Here is an 18,409-nt window from a genome sequence, read left to right as displayed (position 1 = left end):
CACACTTAAGTTTCGACTCGGGAATGCGTCTGCGCCCCTCACACATGACAATACCATACCAAAGGAAGTCCCCCATGTCACTTTCGATGCGGATTGCTGCCCATCTCCCCTATCTGCGCCGTTTTTCGCGCGCGGTGACCGGCTCGCAGACATCCGGCGATGCCTATGTCGCCGCCACTCTCGAGGCGCTGATTGCCGATATCAGCCTTTTTCCGAAAGGATCAAACGACAGGGTCAACCTGTTTCAGCTGTTCTGCTCGCTTTTTGACGGCCTCCGCATCGAGCTGCCGGAAACCACGTCGCCCTTTGGCTGGGAACAGCGCGCCGCGGACAATCTCGCCGTCGTGCCGCCCGCGGCCCGCAAGGCTTTCCTGCTGGTGGCCGTCGAAGGCTTCTCGGCTGAGGAAGCGGCAGAGGTGCTGCAGATTTCCGGGGAAACGCTCTCTGCCCTGCTGCGCCAGGCTTCGGACGACATTTCAGGCCAGGTGGCGACCGACATCATGATCATCGAGGACGAACCGCTGATCGCCATGGACATCGAGGACATGGTGAAAAGCCTCGGCCACAACGTCACCGGCATTGCCCGCACCCACAAGGAAGCGATCGAACTTTTCCGACGGACGCCGCCCAAGATGATCCTTGCGGATATCCAGCTGGCGGACGGCAGTTCGGGCATCGACGCGGTCAATGAAATTCTCGCCCGGACGACACTTCCGGTGATTTTCATCACCGCCTTTCCGGAACGGCTTCTGACCGGCGAAAAACCGGAGCCGGCCTTCCTCGTCACCAAGCCCTTCAATCCGGATATGGTCAAGGCGCTGATCAGCCAGGCCCTGTTCTTCGACGAGCAAGGACGCTCGCCGCGCAAGGCCGGCTGATACCGCCGACCTTCCACAGCAGATCGGCATCAGCCGAGCGGTGATGGGCGGTCCAGCGCAAAGGCATCGAACCAGCTCTCGCGCTGGCCGCCACAAAGGGCGGCCAGAATGCGCGACGCCATGAAGCTGAAGGTTATGCCGTTGCCGCCATAGCCATAGGCAGCCAGCAGGCGGGGATGTCCCGGCACCGGTCCGATCAGCGGCAAGCCGTCATCGGTCTCGCCGAAGGCGCCGGACCAGGAATAGGCGATCGTCGGATCCGCTGCCGGCCAGAGCCGACCGAGACTTTCGATCAGGAAGGCTTCCTTTGCACCCGATTTGGCGTCCCGTTCATCCGGATCGACGGTCTCGTCGTCGCCGCCACCGATGATGATGCGACCGTCCTGCGTGGTGCGCGCGTAGAGATAGCTCTCTGACGCTTCCCAGATCAGTTCGCGGCCGGGCCAGAGGTTGCGATCCTCCTGCGGCACGGTCGCAATGGCCCAGCTCGAGGCCGTGCTGTGTAAGGCGCTGCCGACGAAGTCCGGCATGACATATCCCGTCGCGAGGATGACATGGCGCGCTTCAATGACGAAGGGGCCATCGGTTTCCACGACAACGGCATTCGAAGAGGAATGATACTCCGTCGCCATGGCATCGAACAGGCGAGCCCCCTGCCCGACGGCAGCTCGAAGCAATCCCCAGGAGAGCAGCAGCGGATCGGCATCGGCCGAACCCGGCGACAGAATGGCCGCCGCGCGATCAAGGCCGAAATTGGCCAGCAGATCGCGATGTTCGAGAAACTGGCCGGGCAGGCCGGCTCTCTGCCGCAGAGCATGTTCCGCCAGCAGTTCCGTACTGCTGCCTTCGGCGGACGCGATGTAAAGCGTCGAGCGTGGGCGGTACAGACAGGGAATTTGCAGCGATTGCACAAGACCGCTCAGCCCCTGAACGGCGCCAAGGCTGCGGCGGTAGATGGAGGCTGCCTGGTCGAAACCATAGAAGCCGGTGAGCTCCGCCAGCGGACAATCGATCTCCCATTGCAGCATTGCCGTGCTGGCATTGGTGCTACCAAGCCCCGGCTGCTCACGATCGATGATGCAGACATCCAGACCGAGCGCCGAAAGATGCTGCGCCGCCAGCGACCCGGTAATGCCGCCGCCGACCACGAGAACGTCGGCCTTGATGCTTTGGGTGAGAGGTGCTCCCCGCGGACGCAGAGTGGAGCCGCCCCATGGAGACGTGCCGCCGCGAAGGTCATTCTGTCCGGTGAGGTCCGGATCGAGCGCTGATGACATCATGTTTCCTAGGTGCTGTTCAAGCAATGATTGGCGGGCGGCGCGCATCATCCTGCCCGGCAAGCGTCAGGCCGGCAGGTGGCGTTCGGGCGGATGAGTGCGGACCTCTTCGAAGATCGTCATGGCGATCAGCGACATCGGCAGGGCCAGCATGGCGCCGACAGCGCCCCACATCCAGGTCCAGAAAATGATCGCGAGAAAGATCAGAAACGGGTTGATCTCCAGCCTGTGACCGAGGATCGAAGGTGTCACCAGATTTTCCATGACGAGATGCAGAAGGAAAAAGCCGAGCGCCGGTGCCAGCGCGAGCAGCATGGCGTCATGGGTCATGAGGCCGGCGACAAGCAGCGCGATGGTCATGACGGCGACACCGACATAGGGGATGAAACTGGACACAAACGCAAAGAGCCCCCACAGCGGCGCCATTGCAAGCCCACCCGCAAAAGCGATGATGGCGGTGATCATGCCAAGCACGATGTAAATCAGGCTCGCCGTCGAGAAATAGAAGCCCATCGCATTTTCCGTGGCATTCATGATGCGAATGGCCGTCAGGCGGCGTTCCCGCGTCGCGAAAGTCATGATGATCGTCTTGCGCAATTGCGCGCGGCCAAGGAGAAACAGGCCAAGCGCCGCGAGGAAGATCAAGGTCTGGACCAGAGCCGGGGTCAGGCCGGCAGCGACGAGACCCAGCATCGTTCCGGCATTCTGCATCGCCATATCGGCGACGGCCTGTTCATCCGCGCCGTCAAGCGCAGACTTCAGCCAGTCGAACCGCTCTATGAATGGCAGCACCCGCTCGATGGTGCGCTCGAGGATCCGCGGAGCCTCGCCCGCCAGTTGCGACATGGGCTCGACCAGCGCATTGATCAACAGGAAGAGGCCGACGACAAAGACGATGCCGAGCAGGAGACCACCCACCACCGGCGGCAGACCGAATTTTGCCAGCCGGTCGGCAGCAAGACCGAGCACCATGCCGACGACAATCGCCAGGGTGATCGGCATGAGGATCGCCTCCATCAGATAGATGACTGTCGAGGCAATGACGATGAAAATGCCGACGATGCTCCAGGCAACGACGAGATCGAGCGTATCGCGTGGATTGACCTCCGGATAGGCAGCCTCGACTGCCGCTTCCTCCACCTCGCGAATATGCTTGCGCTTGCGAGAATGTGCTTCTTCCGGCACTGCGGCGCCCATGTCGATATCCCCTGTTGCCCAGTCGTCAATTGCCGGAATACGGCCCGGTAACGATGTTAAATACCGGGCGAAAAACGACCGCGCTCACGTGTATGAGGAATGTCTTTTGTTTCGCCCCTCTAAAACGCGGAACGGCCGCAAAAGTTCCTTGGCTGCCAGCCAGTCTAGACAAAGGTGGCGGAGGCACGCAAGTGCAGGGAAATACAGGTTCACGGCACTGCCGGGGTCCGGAACAAACGGCAGTGCGACCTGTTCATCACCACACCGCACCGCCCCAATCCAGCGTTCCGTGCATGGCGGACACAGGAGCGTGGCGGACAGAGGATCGGAAAGGCAAACGGTCGACCGCGCGCAACCCCCAGCCCGGAGGGGGACCGACAGGATCGATCGAAGCATCATTTTCCGACAGTATGGCCGGCAGCTACCCGCCGACCGCCTGTCTGCAACAGCTCAATCGGCAAACATCATCTCGACGCGGGTTCCAGCATCAAGCTTTACGTCGTAGACAAGCGAACATCCCATCGTCTGCGCCATGGCGGCGATGATCCGGCTCCCCAGACCTGTGCCGAGAGCGGGGCTGTCAGGGTCGAAGCCCCGGCCGTCATCTTCGACCCGCAGACTGATCAGGCTGTCCCGCCTCTGAAGGCTGACACGGATGTCTCCAGCCTGCCCCTCCGCATAGGCATATTTGAAGGCATTGGTGACAAGCTCGCTGACGATCAGGCCCAGGGTCACGACCTTGTCAGTGGAAAGATGGATGCGTTGCGCGTCGAGAACAACGGTGTGCGGATGGAGGTCGTCGCGCATCGAGGACTGGAGTTCGTCGAGGAGGCTCGTCAGATAGGCATCCACCTGGACCGAACCGACCTGATTGTTGACATAGAGATGCCGGTGGACGTTGCCGATTGCATTGATACGGGCCTGCGTCTCCTGCAGGGCCTGAATTGCCACCGGGTCCGTCAACAGCGACGCCTGCATTCTGATCAATGCCGCCGCCAGGCCAAGACTGTTTCCCACCCGGTGATTGACTTCGCGCAGCAGCAGTTCGGCCCGATCACGCTCCTGCCGCATCAGTTCATGGGCCAGCTTCGTTTCGCGTCGGAACCCGGCCCTCTCCAGCGCCTGATTGAGCGCTGCAGCCAGCAGCTCGAAGAAATCCGTCGAGACGTTTTTCGTCACATAGTCGTCAGCGCCGGATTTGAGGGCCTGTACCGCGATCCGCGTATCGCCGGCACCGGTCACATAGACGACCGGCGGATGGTCGGGACGCTTGAGAATTTCCGGCAGGATGTCGAGCCCGGTTTCCCCCAGCAGGTAATGATCGAGGGCGATCGCATCGATATCGCCGCCGGCAAGCAGCGCAAGCCCGGTCATCCCGTCCAGCACGGTGACGACCTCGAAGCCAAGTCGCCCGAGATTTTTCTTGAGCAGGATGCCCAGCGTCTCATCATCATCGATGTAGAGAATACGGGTGCCGCCGCTCTTCGCCTCCAGTGCGGATGACATCACGTGGCCTCCGGAAGGGCCATGACCGACAGGAACAGCCCGAGTTGCTGGACGGCATTGACGAACTTTTCGTACTGCATGGGCTTCGGGACATAGACATTTGCCCCCAGATCATAGCAGCGGTGGATCTCGCGAGGATCATCGGTGGTGGTGAGAATGATGACCATGGTGCGTTTGAGATGGGTGCTGTCGCGCAGGCGCGCGAGAATATCCATGCCCGTCATGTCGGGAAGATTGAGATCCAGAAGCACCAGCATGGTTTCCCCGGCATGGACACCACCGGTCCCGTCCTCGCCGAGCAGGAACGCGAGCGCCTCGGTGCCATTGACGAAAGCCAGGATGTCATTGGTAACGCCGGCGCGCCGAATATTCTTCTCGATCAGACGGGCGTGTCCCTCGTCGTCCTCGATCATGATGATCTTGACGGGTCTCGCAGTCGTGATCATGGTTCACCCCATTTTCTCGCATGGTGAAGGTCGGCCGCGATGGTAACCCGGAAGGAGGTGCCCTCGCCCAAAACGGAACTCACCAGGACATCCCCCCCCAGACGCCGCACGAGCGCCCGGACATGCGCCAGGCCGATGCCCTCTCCGGGTCTATCCTGCCGGCCGGAGCGCCTGAAAAGCTCGAAGATCCGCTCGTTGTCCTGGCTCGCTATGCCTCGGCCATTGTCGCGCACAGTCACCGTCACGTCCTCCCCGACGGTCTCGCCAAACACCTCGATGAGGGGGCTGCGGGAAGGATCGGCATATTTGATCGCATTGTCCAGCAGGTTTGCAAAAATCTGCTGCAGAGCCAGCCGGTCCGATATGACCCGGGGAAGCTCCGGGGAAATCACCACGACGGCAGCACTGCTGTCGAGACGGTGTTTGAGTGTCCCGGCAACCTCGTCCACGAGACCAGCCAGGTCAAGCGGTTCGGCCTGGAGATGCCGGTTTCCAGCGCGGGCAAGCTTGAGAATTTCGTTGATCAGGTCATCCATGCGCTTCATCGACGAGCGAATGAAACGCAGGGCCTCGGGCACATCCTCGTGCACCGCCTCACGGGCTGCCTTTGCAGAAGGGTCATCCGACAGGGGCGCGGCCTCGAGATAACGGGAGAATTCTCCCGATGCCCGCTCGAGTTCGGCCGTGAAACCCATGATGTTGACCAAGGGCGCGCGCAGATCGTGGCCCACGATATAGGCATAGCTCTGCAACTCCCGATTTGCCCGTTCGAGGTGGCGCGTGCGCTCGTGCACTTTCTGCTCCAGCGTCTCGTTCTGCAAGGCGAGGGCAGCACCGGCTTTTTGTAGCTGGCGCGTGTGCCAGATGATCAGCGCCACGGCACCGCCGACAAGAAGCACCAGCAGGATCGCCCCACCGATGATCGACACCATCAGCAGGCGCGTGGCCTCTGCAAGGGCGGACAAACGCACGAAGCCGGTATTGTCGGTGATGGCATCGATCCGCACCATGATCTGGCGGATCTCGTCCATGGCCTGCTTGCCGCGCTCGGTCTGCACCAGGCCGAGCGCCGTATCGGCCCTTCCCAATCGCTTCAGCTCGACGGTGGCGCGCAGCTCTTCGAGTTTTTCCTTGATCAGCCGATCCAGCCGCTCAACCGTAACCGCGCCAATGGCGATCGATTGAAAATCGGGGAGAAGGCTTTTGAAATGCAGGGGAACGAGATTCTCGGCACGCCGGAACGGTGTCAGAAACTGCGCCTCGCCGGTGAGCAGGTAACCCCGCTGGCTGGTTTCGGCATCCTGGATGAGGCTGAAGAGCCGCATCGCCCGACCGTTCAGGCGGGCAGCGTCGAGCGCTTCCTGCGCGTTTCGGCTGGTGAGATTTGCAAAATGAAGGGACGCAAGGACAAGGGCGAGCAGCAGAACAGCTCCCGCAAGTAAGAACAGCGGCACCGACCGAGAAATGATCGAGTCCCTGGCCATGGTCACGAGCTCAAGAAAATCAAAGACCGACCGCCCCCAACAGTCCCGGCTAAGCGCCGGTCCAAGCCGTCAAGCAATCCTGTTCCCGGTGAAAAATCAACCCTGAATGTCCGGGGTGAAAGAACTTTCGACGCAGGACCACCGGAGCCATCGGATAAAACCGGTGGCTCCGGAGTATTTTTGGCAAATGGTGTCGAATGACACCCGAAGGCTTCAGTAGCGCTCGGGCGGAAAGACATGCAGCGTCAGGGAAAACAGGCCGAGGCCAAGCAAGACGACGATGACTGTGTTGGCGACATCATCCGGGGTCGAAGGCAGAAAACCCAGACCGATGACCGCGCCGAAAAACAGCACCAGGCAAACTCTCGGAAACCAGTACAACATTCGGGCGTTCCTTACGATGTGTTGAGATACCCTGATAACGCGGGAATAACGGATTGGTTCCCGCATTCTTCTGCAGGAAACAGGCAGCCCACGAAACTTTATCGCTGATCCAATCGTCTACAGAAACGTATCTTTACGTGCCACCAGGGAGACGTTCATGAAAACGCTGACATTCGCACTACTGGGAACTTTGATTGCAGGTCTTTCTTCGGCCCAGGCCAGCCAGTTGCAGGAAGCCGATATTCGCAGCGACATCATCGGGCGGACGATCTACCTTGCCGCACCGCTCGGCGGAGAGTTTCCGCTCAACTACAAGACTTCCGGTGTCGTCAATGGCGACGGCAAGGCCGTCGGCCTCGGTAAATTCATCCAGCCGACGGACAGCGGCCGCTGGTGGATCCAGGCAGACAAGCTCTGCCAGCAGTTCAAGGTCTGGTATAATGGATCGAAAATGTGCTTCGAATTGACGAGAACGGGTGCAGACAGCGTCAAATGGGTGCGCGACAACGGCGACACCGGTATGGCCCGCATCGGCAATTGAGGGCGGACGACCCGGCGCCTAGCACCGGGTCCCTCTTTCATCGCAGAGATTAAAGCGCTGCGATCACGATCACTTCGACCAGGTATTCCGGGGTCGCGAGCTTGGCTTCGCCAGTGGCGCGGGCGGGGGTGTTGCCCTGCGAGGCCCAGACGTCCCAAACGGAATTCATTTTCGGGAAATCGACCATATCGGCCAGCCAAATGGTTGCAGACAGGATTTTCGTCTTGTCGGTGCCGGCAAGCGCCAGCAGGCGATCGACTTCGTCCAGCGCCTGCTTTGTCTGCGTCGTGACGTCGTCGCCGGCCTTGCCGACCTGGCCGGCGAGATAGACCGTGCCATTGTGGACGACGGCCTGGCTCATGCGCGGACCGGTTTCAAAGCGTTTGATATCCATAGAGATGATCCTCATCAGAATTGCGGATCGCCGCGAAGGGCGTACCTGCGCGCTTTATCGCAGTTTCCAACAAAGGGAAACCGGATTTGCCCTGACCGCGTCTATCCCGTCGACGGCGCGCCGGTGTCCGGAAAGTCAAGACGGACCCGCGTTCCCCTGCCCGCCTCGCTGTCGAGGCTGAGTGCGGCATGGTGCAGTCCGGCGATGCGCTCGACAATCTTCAGGCCGACGCCCAGCGCATCCGAACTCTTGATCCGCCCGCCTTCGAGCACCCGTGCAGACGCCGAACCGAAGCCCGGGCCATCGTCAATGACAGCGAGGGTCGGGCCGGGGCCAGTCCTGACGATGATATGCGTGCCCTGCGGCGTATGGCGGACAGCATTTTCAACGAGATTGCGGATGGTGTTTTCGATCAGCGAGGGCACGGCATGGACGGGCGATGCCGCCGCGTCGTCGAACTCCAGCGAATGGCCATTGGCAAAAACGAAGGGCGCAAGGGCCGCGACACTGGCATTTGCAAGGTCACCGAGCGATACGGTCCTGAACGAAGCCCTTTCGACGACATCCAGCTTGGCGAGCGCGGTCAACTGCTCCAGCATATGGGTCAAGGCATCGAGATCGCGTTCCGCCTTGCGCGCACGATCGCCGTCAATTCGCTCGAGTTCCATGCGGACGATGGCAACCGGTGTGCGGATTTCATGGGCAATCGCGGTCGAGAAGATCTTCTGCGCCTGGATGAGATCGGCCACCCGCTCGAGCACGCGATTGACGGCATTGGCGAAGTTGGCGATCTCGCGCGGCATGCCGCGCGTCGGCAGATGGTCGAGCGCGTTGCGCGGATCGATCCTGTCCGCTGCTTCGGCCGCCTCCACCACCGGCTTCAGGGCCGCGCGGATCGACAGCATGGTGGCGCCCGCCACAAGCCCGAACATCAGGAGCATCGGAATGACCAGGTGATCGCGCAACTCGTGAAACAGGACATTGTAGATGAAGCTGTGCGGGTCCCGGATCACGGCAAGCTCAACAAACACCTCCTGCCCATCCACGGTGAACGCGCGTCCTCCGGCCACGCTCAAGGGTTTGCCCGGTGCAATCTGACGCTGCCAGAAAGCCGGCGGGTTGATCTCGACCGGAAGGAAATGCGCCTCGCAGATCGCCTCGCAACTGGAAAACAGGATTGCCCCGGCTCCGGTGCGCACCCTCATATAGATGGCACCGCCCTCAGCATCGGTCGGCTTGCCGTAGCGCTCGCGCATTTCATGGGACAGGGAAAATGACAGCGTGCCGGCGCGGACCGATATGCCATCCGCCAGGGTTTCGGTTTCATGCTCGATGATGAAGCGACCGAGTTCGCTGTCGTCCGACCAGTACTCCGCCAGCACGATGCCGAACTGCAGGACCATCGCCAGCACCGTGAAGGCGACGATGCGTCTTGAAACCAGACCGGTCAGCGAAGACGGTTGTGCGGATTTCATGACAGCGCCTGGACCATGTAGCCGACCCCGCGCACTGTCACGAGATCAATGCCGGTCTCGAACGGAACGAGTTTCTTGCGCAGGCGCGAGACGGCCAGCTCGAGGGCGTTGTGGCTGACTTCCTCGCCGAACTCCGACAGGGCCTGCTCAAGCTTGCGCTTGAGAACGACACGACCGGCATCGCGCAGCAGAAGTTCGATCAGGGCCCGCTCACGCGGGGCCAGCGACAGAGGCTCGTCATTGCAGCTCAGTTCCGCCGTGGCGGGATCGTAGCGCAGATGCCCCGCCTCCAGAACAGGTTGAAGGGCCGTTGGCGCGCGCCGAAGCATGGCGCGGCAGCGGGCGAGAAACTCCTTGTGATGAAAGGGCTTGACCAGATAATCGTCGGCGCCGGCATCCAGGCCCTCGATCCGCTCCTCGATCGATCCGCGCGCCGAAATGATCAACACCGGCAGGTCCTTGTAGTCGCGCCGGATGCGGCGCAAGAGGTCAATGCCATTGCCATCCGGCAGGCCGAGATCGAGCAACACGAGATCGTGTTCGCGCAGCGCCAGCACAAGTTCCGCATCAGCGATGGTCATCACCGCATCCATCCGCCAACCGGCTTCACGCACGGTTTCACCGAGAAGCTCGGCAAGGCGCGGACTGTCTTCAACCAGCAAGAGACGCATCAGTTCTTCCACATGTGACGGCGATCATGCCTTCTTCCTGCCGGTGACCATGGCGAGCACCAGATTCTCCCGATGGCGCACACTTTCGACTATCGCCGCCAGGGCGTGAAGACCGGCCAGCACCATGATGCTGTTGGCGAGCACTTCGTGCGCTTCCTCGATCAAGGCATTACCCCAGAACGCGTCGAGCGTCATCATCCAGCCGCTCATGGCTGTCGCCAGAAGCAGGATCATCAGCACCACCATCATCACGGCCGCTGCCGGATTGTGGCCGAGATGCCGGACGTCGCGACCATGGCGCAGATCGACGATATAACGCCGGATCACCAATGGCGAGCGGACAAAATCTGAAAACCGGGCATAGCGGGAACCAATGAAACCCCAGACAACGCGCAGCACAAGCAGGCAAAGGACGGCATATCCAGTGTAACGATGCCACGTCTTTCCCGGGGACAGGATGAACAGGTTCAGCGTGCAGGCCGCGACCACCCCCCAGTGGAAGATCCGGACCACCGGATCCCAGACGGCAACGGTTGCGGACGGTGCAGCGGGCGCTGATGCGCCCGCCCGGCTTGCAGGACGATCGGCCGTCAATTGTCGATCTCCGCCCTGACGACATCGCCGTTGACGGGGTTCATGATGACTTCCGCGCGTTCACCCTTCGTGGTCATGGCATAGATCTCGTAGCAAGTGCCTTCGGTCTTGACCTGCCGGATGTCCTTGTAGCCGGCTGCGACCGCCTTTGCGGAAATGGCCTCGGTGCTCATCCATTCGGCGTGCGGCGCGCTGGTGCAGGATGCGTTGTCGTCATCCGCAAAGGCTGCGGAGGAAAAAACAAGCAGGCCGAGTGCTGCGAAAATGGCTGTCTTTTGCATGGGAACCTCGTTGTTGTTCGCCGATCTGGCGTGAGGGAACCATGCTGTAGGCTTGCCGTCAGAATGCCGTCCGCTGCGAAAGCTGGGCACGACTGGGGCAAGGCAATTGGCGGCAGGTGGCAAACCCAGCCGCCAAAATGCGTCAGGCGGCAGCCTTGCGGGCCAGCCGCGCCTTGATGCTGTCGATGTCGGCGCGCGGCGTCGCGGCAAACAGCGTCTGCGTGTAGCTGTGCTGCGGATTGCTGAAGACCTCTTCGCGCGCGCCGTATTCGACGGCCTCGCCATAATACATCACCATGACGTCGTCGGCGATGTAGCGCACAACGGACAGGTCGTGGCTGATGAAGACGTAGGTCAGCTGGAACTCGTCCTGCAGATCGGCCAGGAGGTTGAGAACCTGCGCCTGCACCGAAAGATCAAGGGCCGAGACAGGCTCGTCCAGCACCAGAAGCCGGGGATTGAGCATCAGCGCCCGGGCAATGGCGATACGCTGACGCTGGCCGCCGGAAAACATATGCGGATAACGCGCATAATGTTTCTCCTCGAGCCCGACCTTCTTGAGCATGGCCATCGCCTTGTCGCGGCGATCGTCCGCCTTCATCCGGGTGTTGATGATCAGCGGCTCGGTCAGGATATCGCCGATCTTCTTGCGCGGATTGAGCGTGCCATAGGGGTTCTGAAAGACGATCTGCACCTTCTGGCGCATCTCCGGTGTCAGCTTTTCCTTGGCAATATCGACCTTCTGGCCGTCGATCAGCATGTCGCCAGACGTTGCCGGATCGATCATCGTCACGATTCGCGCGAGCGTCGATTTTCCGCAGCCGCTTTCGCCGACGATGGCCAGCGTCTTGCCTTGCTCGACGGAGAAGCTGACGCCCTTGACCGCATGCACGGTCTTGCCCTTCTTCATCAGGCTTCCGGGAATATAGTAGTCGCGGACGAGGTTTCTGGCTTCGAGAACAGCAGTCATCGGACGGCTCCTGCAAAGATCTGGTCGTCACTGAGGAATTCGGCAATCGTCGGCAGGCGGTCGCCCGTCGCATTGTCGGGAAGGGCGGCGAGAAGCGCCCGGGTATAAGGGCTCTTCGGGGATTCGAACAGCGAGAGCACGTCGGCCTCCTCGATCTTGCGGCCCTTGTACTGGACGATGACGCGGTCGGCCGTTTCGGCAACGACGCCCATATTGTGGGTGATCATGATCAGCCCCATGCCGTGCTCGGCCTGCAGGCGCATCAGCAGATCGAGGATCTGCTTCTGGATCGTCACATCGAGCGCCGTGGTCGGCTCGTCGGCAATCAAGAGTTTCGGATTGCACGACAGCGCAATCGCGATCATCACGCGCTGGCACTGGCCACCCGACATCTGGTGCGGGAAATGGCCGAGACGGTCTGCAGGATTGGGGATGCCGACCAGGTCGAAAAGTTCGATGGCGCGCGCCCGGCTGGCAGCCTTGTCCAGTCCGAGATGGATGCGCAGCACTTCCTCGATCTGGAAGCCGACAGTGAAACACGGATTGAGGCTCGCCACCGGCTCCTGGAAGATCATGGCAATGTCCTTGCCGACGATCTTGCGCCGATCGGCCGCCGAAAGGCCGAGCAGATCGATGTCGTTGAAGAGCAGCTTGTCGGCGGTGACCTTGGCCGTCCACGGCAGAAGGCCCATGGCCGCCAGCATGGAGACGGACTTGCCGGAGCCGCTCTCGCCGACGATCGCCAGCACTTCGCCGGCATCGACCTTGAGCGAAACGCCATCGACGGCCCGGAAGGGACCGGTCGATGTCTGGAATTCGACAGCGAGATTTTCGATTTCAAGCAGGGCCATCAGGACCTCTTCAGTTTGGGGTCGAGTGCATCACGCAGCCCGTCGCCCATCAGGTTGATTGCCAGAACGGTGATGAGGATGGCGAGCCCCGGAAACGTCACGACCCACCAGGCGCGCTGGATGAACTCGCGCGCTTCGGCGAGCATCGTGCCCCATTCGGGTGTCGGCGGCTGGGCGCCCATGCCGAGGAAGCCGAGGGCTGCGGCATCGAGGATGGCGGCCGAGAAGGCCAGCGTCGCCTGCACGATCAGCGGCGCCAGGCAATTGGGCAGGATCGTCAGGAACATGATGCGCGTCGTGCCGGCCCCGGCCACCTTGGAGGCGATGACATAGTCCTTGGTCCGCTCGGTCATGACCGCAGCGCGGGTCAGCCGCACGAAATGCGGCAGGTTGACCAGCGAAATGGCGATCATCGCGTTCACGAGCCCCGGCCCGAGCACGGCCACGAGAACCAGCGCCAAAAGCAGCGACGGGAAGGCGAGGATGATATCCATCACCCGCATGATGATCGTATCGGTGCGGCCGCGGAAATAGCCGGCGACGAGGCCGACCATAACGCCCGCGAGCACCGAGAGAGTGACGACCACGAGACCGATGAACAGCGAGAAGCGCGCACCATAGATCAGCCGGGTCAGGATATCGCGACCAACAGGGTCGGTCCCGAGCAGATAGGTCAACTGCCCGCCTTCCGACCATGATGGCGGCAAGAGCAGGACGTCACGGTTCTGGATGCTCGGCGAATGCGGAGAGACGATCGGCGCAAACACGGCCAGAAGAAGGATGATCGTGAAAACCGCAAGGCCGATCACCGCGCCCTTGTTGCGCGAGAAATAGAACCAGAACTCGGCCAGACCGGACGGAGGTACTAAGCCCGACGGGGGGACGGCGTTTGTATCGACAACAGCCATATGAGCCTCCTAATGCCGGATTCGGGGATTGATGAAGCCGTAGAGCACATCAACAATGAGATTGACGACCATGATCACGGCAGCGATCAGCATCAGTCCACCCTGCACGACGGCATAATCGCGCTTGAACACTGAATCGACCATCCATTTGCCGATCCCGGGCCAGGAGAAGATCGTTTCCGTGAGGATGGCGCCGGCCAGCAACACGCCGACCTGAAGGCCGATCGTGGTGATGACCGGAATGAGCGCATTGCGCAAAGCATGCACGCCAATCACGCGGAACGGCGACAGACCCTTGGACCGTGCCGTGCGGACATAGTCTTCGCCGAGCACTTCGAGCATGGCCGAGCGTGTCTGCCGGGCAATGACCGCCAGCGGGATGGTGGCAAGCACGATCGTCGGCAGGATCAGATAGGTGACCGCCGACTTGAAGGCACCAGGCTGCCCCGACAACAGGCTGTCGATCAGCATGAAGCCGGTGACCGGCGGGAAGAAATACAGGAACGAGATGCGTCCCGAAACGGGCGTCCAGCCGAGATAGCCGGAAAAGAAGATGATCAGCAACAGACCCCACCAGAAGATCGGCATGGAATAGCCGATCAGCGCCGTGCCCATGATCGTCTGGTCCATCCAGGTGCCGCGCTTGACCGCAGCCAAAACACCCGCCGGAATACCCAGACAGACCGCCAGGAGGATGGCACAGATCGACAATTCGACCGTTGCCGGAAACAGCGTCAGGAAATCGTCGAGCACCGGCCGTTTGCTGATGATCGAACTGCCAAAATCACCCTGCAGCAAATTGATCAGATAGTCGAAGTACTGGATGTACATCGGCCGGTCGAAACCGAGCTCGGCCATGATCTGGGCGTGGCGTTCAGGCGACATCACGCGCTCGCCCGCCAACAGCATCACGGGATCCCCGGGCAGCAGGCGGATGAAGGAGAATGCGATGATGGAAACACCAATGAAGGTGGGAACGAGGACGGCCAGCCGTCCGAAAATAAAGCGCAACATGAGCGTTTAGTCCGTTGGTAGGAGCGAATGACGGCTTGGGGAACCTGCTGCAGCATAGTCCGCTATCATGCTCGAAAACCGGCGGCCCGAAACTGATTTCGAGCCGCCGGACACAGCAGCCGCAATGCGGCATGCCTCGATGAAGTCTTTACTCGGCGATATCCACGCCTGTGAAGGCGAAGTCACCGAGCGGGGACTGGACGAAGCCGGAAACCTTATTGCTCATCGGCACGACGGCCAGCGAGTGATCGAGGGTGTTCCACGGGGCTTCTCTCTTGAAGACGATCTGCGCCTGTTCATAGAGCTTCGTGCGCTCGGCAATGTCGGAGGTTTCCTTGGCCTTCGTTACGAGGTCGTCGAACTCCTTGTTGCACCATTGCGCGCGGTTGTTACCACCGACGGCATCGCAGCCGAGCAAAGTATCAAGGAAGTTGTCCGGATCGCCATTGTCGCCTGTCCAGCCGAGCATGGCCGCACCGTCGCGGTCCTTTGCAGACGAGAGCTTCAGGTATTCGGCCCACTCATAGGAGACGATCTCGACTTCGACGCCGATCTTTGCAAGGTCCGCCTGCATCAGTTCGGCGGCACGGCGCGCGTTCAGCATGTAGGGACGCGCGACGGGCATGGCCCAGATCTTCATCTTGAGACCGGCAACGCCGGCATCTTCAAGCATCTTCTTGGCTGCTTCAGGATCGAACTTGTCGTCCTCGACAGCATCGTTGTACGACCACATTGTCGGCGGGATCGGGTTCTTGGCAACCTGTGCCGCACCCTGGAAGACGGCATCCACAATGGCCTGACGGTTGATGGCCATGTTGAGGGCCTTGCGGACCTCGACCTTGTCGAACGGCGGAACCAGCGTGTTGTAGGCGAGATAGGCGACGTTCAGGCCGGCCTGCTCGGAGATCGTCAGGTTCGGATCCTTCTTCAGTTCCTCGACGTCAGCAGCGTTCGGATAGGACATCAGGTGGCATTCGCCGGCCTTCAGCTTCTGCGCGCGGATGGCGGCGTCGGTGGTGATCGCGAAAACGAGATCGTCGATCGGCTGCTTGCCGCCCCAGTAGTCAGGATTGGCCTTGTAGCGGATCGCCGCATCCGTCTGGTAGGCGACGAACGAGAACGGACCCGTGCCCAGCGGCTGCTGGTTCATCAGTTCCATCTTGCCGTCAGCCTGAAGCTTGTCGGCATATTCCTTCGACATGATCGAGATGAACGGCATGCCGAGATTGGCCAGCAGCGGCGCTTCCGGGCGCTTCAGCGTGATCTTGACCGTGAGATCATCGACCTTTGTAATGCTTTCGATGACATCAGGCAGACCCATGCCGGAGAAGTATTCCCATGAGGCACCGGGAACATACTTGTTCCAGGCATTGTCTTCCTTGTACTGACGCTCAAACGAGAAGATCACGTCGTCAGCGTTCATTTCACGCGACGGTGTGAAGTATTCGGTCGTCTGGAACTTTACGCCCGGGCGAAGCTTGAAAGTGTATTCCTTGCCATCGGCGGAGATATCCCAGCTTTCCGCCAGTGCCGGCTCGATTTCCGTCGTGCCGCGCTTGAATTCGACCAGCCGATTGTAAACGGTATGGGCTGCGGCGTCGAACGTCTGGCCGCCCGTATAGAGGCCAGGATCGAAGCCCTCCGGCGACGCTTCCGAGCAGTAAACGAAAGTCTTGGACCATGCGGACCCGGCCATCAACGTGGCAATCGCGGTGGCCGCAAGGAGAGTTGTGAGCTTTTTCATGAGCTTGCTTCCCAGTTTTGTTATTGTTCTCATAATTTTTTGATGCGGGATGCTTTCGCTTCCCGTCAAGGCAGGATGGAACGACATTTAACCCGGTATTGCAATAACCGTCTTCAAAAATTTGTCCAATTGGAAAATTCTTCCGAATTCGACGAGTCGCAGGCTATCCACGGCTTTTACGGTAAACAATCGGAGATCAACGCCCGAATCGGTTTTCCGCCCACGGAAAAAGTCAATCGCAAATTGAACGGATAGCGTGGAATGGGTAAGGATGCGATAGACATCCGGCGGGTTGGGAGGACTGTCCTGCTGTCAGTGACCAGGCGGGGATACTGAGAGCAGACGAGGCAGTCCTCCCTCTCGCGATCGGACATGTCTGCCAAGGCAGCCCCGGCCAAAACACCGCGCATCCCGATTTTGATTTCCCGAATCAGTTGCTTATGGCGATTCACACGCTAAACTGATGTTGCGGAGATTAGGTGGGGACGGCCGCCCTGTGGCAACTCTTTTGAAGAACCATCGGCGATATGACATCTGCAGCGATTTGGAGAAAGCTCTCAATCGTGTCGATTTCTTCCGCATATTCCACAACATGTCGCTCCGTTTCGGGTTTGATCATTTCGGCATCCTGCAGCTGGGGAATGAAAACGACGCCTGCATGCTGTCCAACCGGCTGACGCTGCACGACCTCCCGTCGGGTCTCGCCGAGGAATACGACAAGCGGCATCGATTCGGTGATTCGGTCGTTTACAAGAGCCTGCACGCCTCTGGCATTTCCTCCGTGTGGAGGGCAGACGACCTGCATCTGGGCAATGGCAGCAATCTTCTCGCACAACTGGGCTTCGAGCTTCTGCTCTGCGTGCCGGTCAACGGCATCAACGGGGCGCGTTATGCCGTTCTGTTTCTGGGGGATGGCGACGATATCGAGCGGCAGGAACATTTCGAGCTTTGTTACGATGCGATCGCCGCCTTTGACTATTTCTACCGACTGGTGCTTTCCAATAAAGCCGGACTGGGTCTGACGCCGCGGGAGACGGAAATCCTGCGCTGGATCTCGCACGGGAAAACGGCAAGCGAAATTGCCCTGATCGTCTCCGTGTCGGAGCATACCATCAATTCCCATACCGCAACGATCCTGAAGAAACTCGATGTCGTCAACCGGACACAGATGGTGGCCAAGGCGATCCGGGAGCAGATCATACAGTAAAGACGGGAATGACGGCTGTTGCAGATGCGGCCAAGCGCGCCTTGGCCTCAATGACGCCGGAAATTTCGTCGGGATCGGGCATCATCCCGGTCTTCGAGACCTAGCATAACCTGTGCATGCCTTTTTCAGCCGCCCCTTGTTCCGCCACTTCTCGAGAAACCGTCAAGATCACCATGACCCAGACAATTCACATATTGCTCGTTGATGATGACCCGGCGGAGAACGTCATCCTGCGGGCCTTGATGAAGAAAGTGACGAGCGCCACGATCGAACTGCACTATCGCGAAACAATCGACGAAGCGCTCGCATTCCTGCTCGGCGGCAATGCCGTCCACATGGTGCTGATGGACAACCGGCTGCAGCCGCAGGCGGACTTCCGCGAGACAGTACCGGCCATGCGCAAGCAGGGGTTCATCGGGCCGATCGGCGTGATCTCTTCGTCACTTGCTGATCCGTATTTTCAGAAGTTCGAGGAATACGGCGCCGATTTCCGCCTCGACAAGTCGGAACTCGACCCGACGGCCATCGAGTTCATCCTCAGAGAGTATGTCACCAAGGGCTGACACAGGTCTTCAAGCCAGATCCCG

20 protein-coding genes are annotated in these 18,409 nt (G+C 60.4%); 4 read left to right on the top strand and 16 right to left on the bottom strand.

All coding sequences use genetic code 11. The features are described from left to right. Positions 1–74: 74 nt before the first annotated feature. A complete protein-coding gene (locus AX760_RS07200; RefSeq protein ID WP_071832313.1) occupies positions 75–878 on the top strand; it encodes a response regulator in 804 nt (267 codons plus the stop codon). A gap of 29 nt (positions 879–907) precedes the next feature. Here AX760_RS07200 and AX760_RS07195 read toward each other — a convergent pair whose 3' ends face one another. From AX760_RS07195 to AX760_RS27095, 6 genes are all read right to left on the bottom strand, one after another. Continuing rightward, on the bottom strand, positions 908–2,155 hold the full coding sequence (locus AX760_RS07195; protein ID WP_071832312.1) for an NAD(P)/FAD-dependent oxidoreductase: 1,248 nt from the start codon (positions 2,153–2,155) through the stop codon (positions 908–910). 66 nt (positions 2,156–2,221) lie between these two features. Continuing rightward, the gene (locus tag AX760_RS07190; RefSeq protein ID WP_071832311.1) at positions 2,222–3,352 is read right to left on the bottom strand and encodes an AI-2E family transporter; all 1,131 of its coding nucleotides are present in this window, start codon (positions 3,350–3,352) and stop codon (positions 2,222–2,224) included. A 450-nt stretch (positions 3,353–3,802) separates the two neighbouring features. Next, a complete protein-coding gene (locus tag AX760_RS07185) occupies positions 3,803–4,858 on the bottom strand; it encodes a sensor histidine kinase (protein ID WP_071832310.1) in 1,056 nt (351 codons plus the stop codon). Further along, the gene (locus tag AX760_RS07180) at positions 4,858–5,304 is read right to left on the bottom strand and encodes a response regulator (protein WP_071832309.1); all 447 of its coding nucleotides are present in this window, start codon (positions 5,302–5,304) and stop codon (positions 4,858–4,860) included. The genes AX760_RS07185 and AX760_RS07180 overlap by 1 nt, the downstream gene beginning before the upstream one ends. Beyond that, positions 5,301–6,788: a sensor histidine kinase gene (locus tag AX760_RS07175; protein ID WP_071832308.1), complete on the bottom strand. Its 1,488-nt coding sequence runs from the start codon at positions 6,786–6,788 to the stop codon at positions 5,301–5,303. The genes AX760_RS07180 and AX760_RS07175 overlap by 4 nt, the downstream gene beginning before the upstream one ends. Before the next feature lie 213 nt (positions 6,789–7,001). Then, the gene (locus AX760_RS27095) at positions 7,002–7,172 is read right to left on the bottom strand and encodes a hypothetical protein (protein ID WP_087149184.1); all 171 of its coding nucleotides are present in this window, start codon (positions 7,170–7,172) and stop codon (positions 7,002–7,004) included. A gap of 157 nt (positions 7,173–7,329) precedes the next feature. Between AX760_RS27095 and AX760_RS07170 the strand changes: the two genes are divergently transcribed. Further along, positions 7,330–7,713: a hypothetical protein gene (locus tag AX760_RS07170; RefSeq protein ID WP_071832307.1), complete on the top strand. Its 384-nt coding sequence runs from the start codon at positions 7,330–7,332 to the stop codon at positions 7,711–7,713. 49 nt (positions 7,714–7,762) lie between these two features. Here the strand turns inward: AX760_RS07170 and AX760_RS07165 are convergent, their stop codons facing one another. The 10 genes from AX760_RS07165 to AX760_RS07120 all read right to left on the bottom strand — a co-directional run bounded on the left by AX760_RS07165 (position 7,763) and on the right by AX760_RS07120 (position 16,615). Beyond that, positions 7,763–8,107, bottom strand: coding sequence for a RidA family protein (locus AX760_RS07165; protein ID WP_071832306.1), 345 nt, complete (start codon positions 8,105–8,107; stop codon positions 7,763–7,765). Between the two features lie 101 nt (positions 8,108–8,208). Further along, positions 8,209–9,582 carry a sensor histidine kinase gene (locus tag AX760_RS07160; RefSeq protein ID WP_071832305.1) on the bottom strand — a complete coding sequence of 458 codons (1,374 nt, stop codon included), beginning with the start codon at positions 9,580–9,582 and terminating at the stop codon, positions 8,209–8,211. Next, positions 9,579–10,253: a response regulator transcription factor gene (locus AX760_RS07155; protein ID WP_071832304.1), complete on the bottom strand. Its 675-nt coding sequence runs from the start codon at positions 10,251–10,253 to the stop codon at positions 9,579–9,581. The genes AX760_RS07160 and AX760_RS07155 overlap by 4 nt, the downstream gene beginning before the upstream one ends. 24 nt (positions 10,254–10,277) lie before the next feature. Then, positions 10,278–10,847: a cytochrome b/b6 domain-containing protein gene (locus tag AX760_RS07150; RefSeq protein WP_071832303.1), complete on the bottom strand. Its 570-nt coding sequence runs from the start codon at positions 10,845–10,847 to the stop codon at positions 10,278–10,280. Further along, positions 10,844–11,128 (bottom strand): PepSY domain-containing protein, encoded by a 285-nt coding sequence (locus tag AX760_RS07145; RefSeq protein ID WP_071832302.1) that lies wholly within the window; start codon positions 11,126–11,128, stop codon positions 10,844–10,846. The genes AX760_RS07150 and AX760_RS07145 overlap by 4 nt, the downstream gene beginning before the upstream one ends. 142 nt (positions 11,129–11,270) lie before the next feature. Continuing rightward, on the bottom strand, positions 11,271–12,098 hold the full coding sequence (locus AX760_RS07140; RefSeq protein ID WP_071832301.1) for a dipeptide ABC transporter ATP-binding protein: 828 nt from the start codon (positions 12,096–12,098) through the stop codon (positions 11,271–11,273). Further along, positions 12,095–12,949 carry an ABC transporter ATP-binding protein gene (locus AX760_RS07135; RefSeq protein ID WP_083531108.1) on the bottom strand — a complete coding sequence of 285 codons (855 nt, stop codon included), beginning with the start codon at positions 12,947–12,949 and terminating at the stop codon, positions 12,095–12,097. Before AX760_RS07135 ends, AX760_RS07140 begins: the two co-directional genes overlap by 4 nt. Beyond that, positions 12,949–13,857, bottom strand: coding sequence for an ABC transporter permease subunit (locus AX760_RS07130; protein ID WP_071832300.1), 909 nt, complete (start codon positions 13,855–13,857; stop codon positions 12,949–12,951). The genes AX760_RS07135 and AX760_RS07130 overlap by 1 nt, the downstream gene beginning before the upstream one ends. A 9-nt stretch (positions 13,858–13,866) precedes the next feature. Continuing rightward, positions 13,867–14,871, bottom strand: coding sequence for an ABC transporter permease subunit (locus AX760_RS07125; RefSeq protein ID WP_071832299.1), 1,005 nt, complete (start codon positions 14,869–14,871; stop codon positions 13,867–13,869). A gap of 148 nt (positions 14,872–15,019) precedes the next feature. After that, positions 15,020–16,615: an ABC transporter substrate-binding protein gene (locus AX760_RS07120; protein ID WP_071832298.1), complete on the bottom strand. Its 1,596-nt coding sequence runs from the start codon at positions 16,613–16,615 to the stop codon at positions 15,020–15,022. Between the two features lie 592 nt (positions 16,616–17,207). Here AX760_RS07120 and AX760_RS07115 point away from each other — a divergent pair. Both AX760_RS07115 and AX760_RS07110 read left to right on the top strand, forming a co-directional pair. Further along, positions 17,208–17,822 carry a helix-turn-helix transcriptional regulator gene (locus AX760_RS07115; protein ID WP_175552032.1) on the top strand — a complete coding sequence of 205 codons (615 nt, stop codon included), beginning with the start codon at positions 17,208–17,210 and terminating at the stop codon, positions 17,820–17,822. Positions 17,823–17,995: 173 nt separating this feature from the next. Then, positions 17,996–18,385, top strand: coding sequence for a response regulator (locus AX760_RS07110; protein ID WP_071832296.1), 390 nt, complete (start codon positions 17,996–17,998; stop codon positions 18,383–18,385). Positions 18,386–18,409 lie beyond the last annotated feature (24 nt).

Origin of the sequence: Pararhizobium antarcticum (assembly GCF_001885585.1) — a bacterium.
Lineage (GTDB): Bacteria > Pseudomonadota > Alphaproteobacteria > Rhizobiales > Rhizobiaceae > Pararhizobium > Pararhizobium antarcticum.
Note: the sequence above shows the minus strand (reverse complement) of the source record. Positions and strands in the feature narration are given on the sequence as shown.

Coding starts and splice junctions, on each gene's coding strand:
- AX760_RS07200 (WP_071832313.1), top strand. CDS start 75: ATGTCACTTTCGATGCGGATTGCTGCCCATCTCCCCTATCTGCGCCGT.
- AX760_RS07195 (WP_071832312.1), bottom strand. CDS start 2,155: ATGTCATCAGCGCTCGATCCGGACCTCACCGGACAGAATGACCTTCGC.
- AX760_RS07190 (WP_071832311.1), bottom strand. CDS start 3,352: ATGGGCGCCGCAGTGCCGGAAGAAGCACATTCTCGCAAGCGCAAGCAT.
- AX760_RS07185 (WP_071832310.1), bottom strand. CDS start 4,858: ATGTCATCCGCACTGGAGGCGAAGAGCGGCGGCACCCGTATTCTCTAC.
- AX760_RS07180 (WP_071832309.1), bottom strand. CDS start 5,304: ATGATCACGACTGCGAGACCCGTCAAGATCATCATGATCGAGGACGAC.
- AX760_RS07175 (WP_071832308.1), bottom strand. CDS start 6,788: ATGGCCAGGGACTCGATCATTTCTCGGTCGGTGCCGCTGTTCTTACTT.
- AX760_RS27095 (WP_087149184.1), bottom strand. CDS start 7,172: ATGTTGTACTGGTTTCCGAGAGTTTGCCTGGTGCTGTTTTTCGGCGCG.
- AX760_RS07170 (WP_071832307.1), top strand. CDS start 7,330: ATGAAAACGCTGACATTCGCACTACTGGGAACTTTGATTGCAGGTCTT.
- AX760_RS07165 (WP_071832306.1), bottom strand. CDS start 8,107: ATGGATATCAAACGCTTTGAAACCGGTCCGCGCATGAGCCAGGCCGTC.
- AX760_RS07160 (WP_071832305.1), bottom strand. CDS start 9,582: ATGAAATCCGCACAACCGTCTTCGCTGACCGGTCTGGTTTCAAGACGC.
- AX760_RS07155 (WP_071832304.1), bottom strand. CDS start 10,253: ATGCGTCTCTTGCTGGTTGAAGACAGTCCGCGCCTTGCCGAGCTTCTC.
- AX760_RS07145 (WP_071832302.1), bottom strand. CDS start 11,128: ATGCAAAAGACAGCCATTTTCGCAGCACTCGGCCTGCTTGTTTTTTCC.
- AX760_RS07140 (WP_071832301.1), bottom strand. CDS start 12,098: ATGACTGCTGTTCTCGAAGCCAGAAACCTCGTCCGCGACTACTATATT.
- AX760_RS07135 (WP_083531108.1), bottom strand. CDS start 12,949: ATGGCCCTGCTTGAAATCGAAAATCTCGCTGTCGAATTCCAGACATCG.
- AX760_RS07130 (WP_071832300.1), bottom strand. CDS start 13,857: ATGGCTGTTGTCGATACAAACGCCGTCCCCCCGTCGGGCTTAGTACCT.
- AX760_RS07125 (WP_071832299.1), bottom strand. CDS start 14,871: ATGTTGCGCTTTATTTTCGGACGGCTGGCCGTCCTCGTTCCCACCTTC.
- AX760_RS07120 (WP_071832298.1), bottom strand. CDS start 16,615: ATGAAAAAGCTCACAACTCTCCTTGCGGCCACCGCGATTGCCACGTTG.
- AX760_RS07115 (WP_175552032.1), top strand. CDS start 17,208: ATGTCGCTCCGTTTCGGGTTTGATCATTTCGGCATCCTGCAGCTGGGG.
- AX760_RS07110 (WP_071832296.1), top strand. CDS start 17,996: ATGACCCAGACAATTCACATATTGCTCGTTGATGATGACCCGGCGGAG.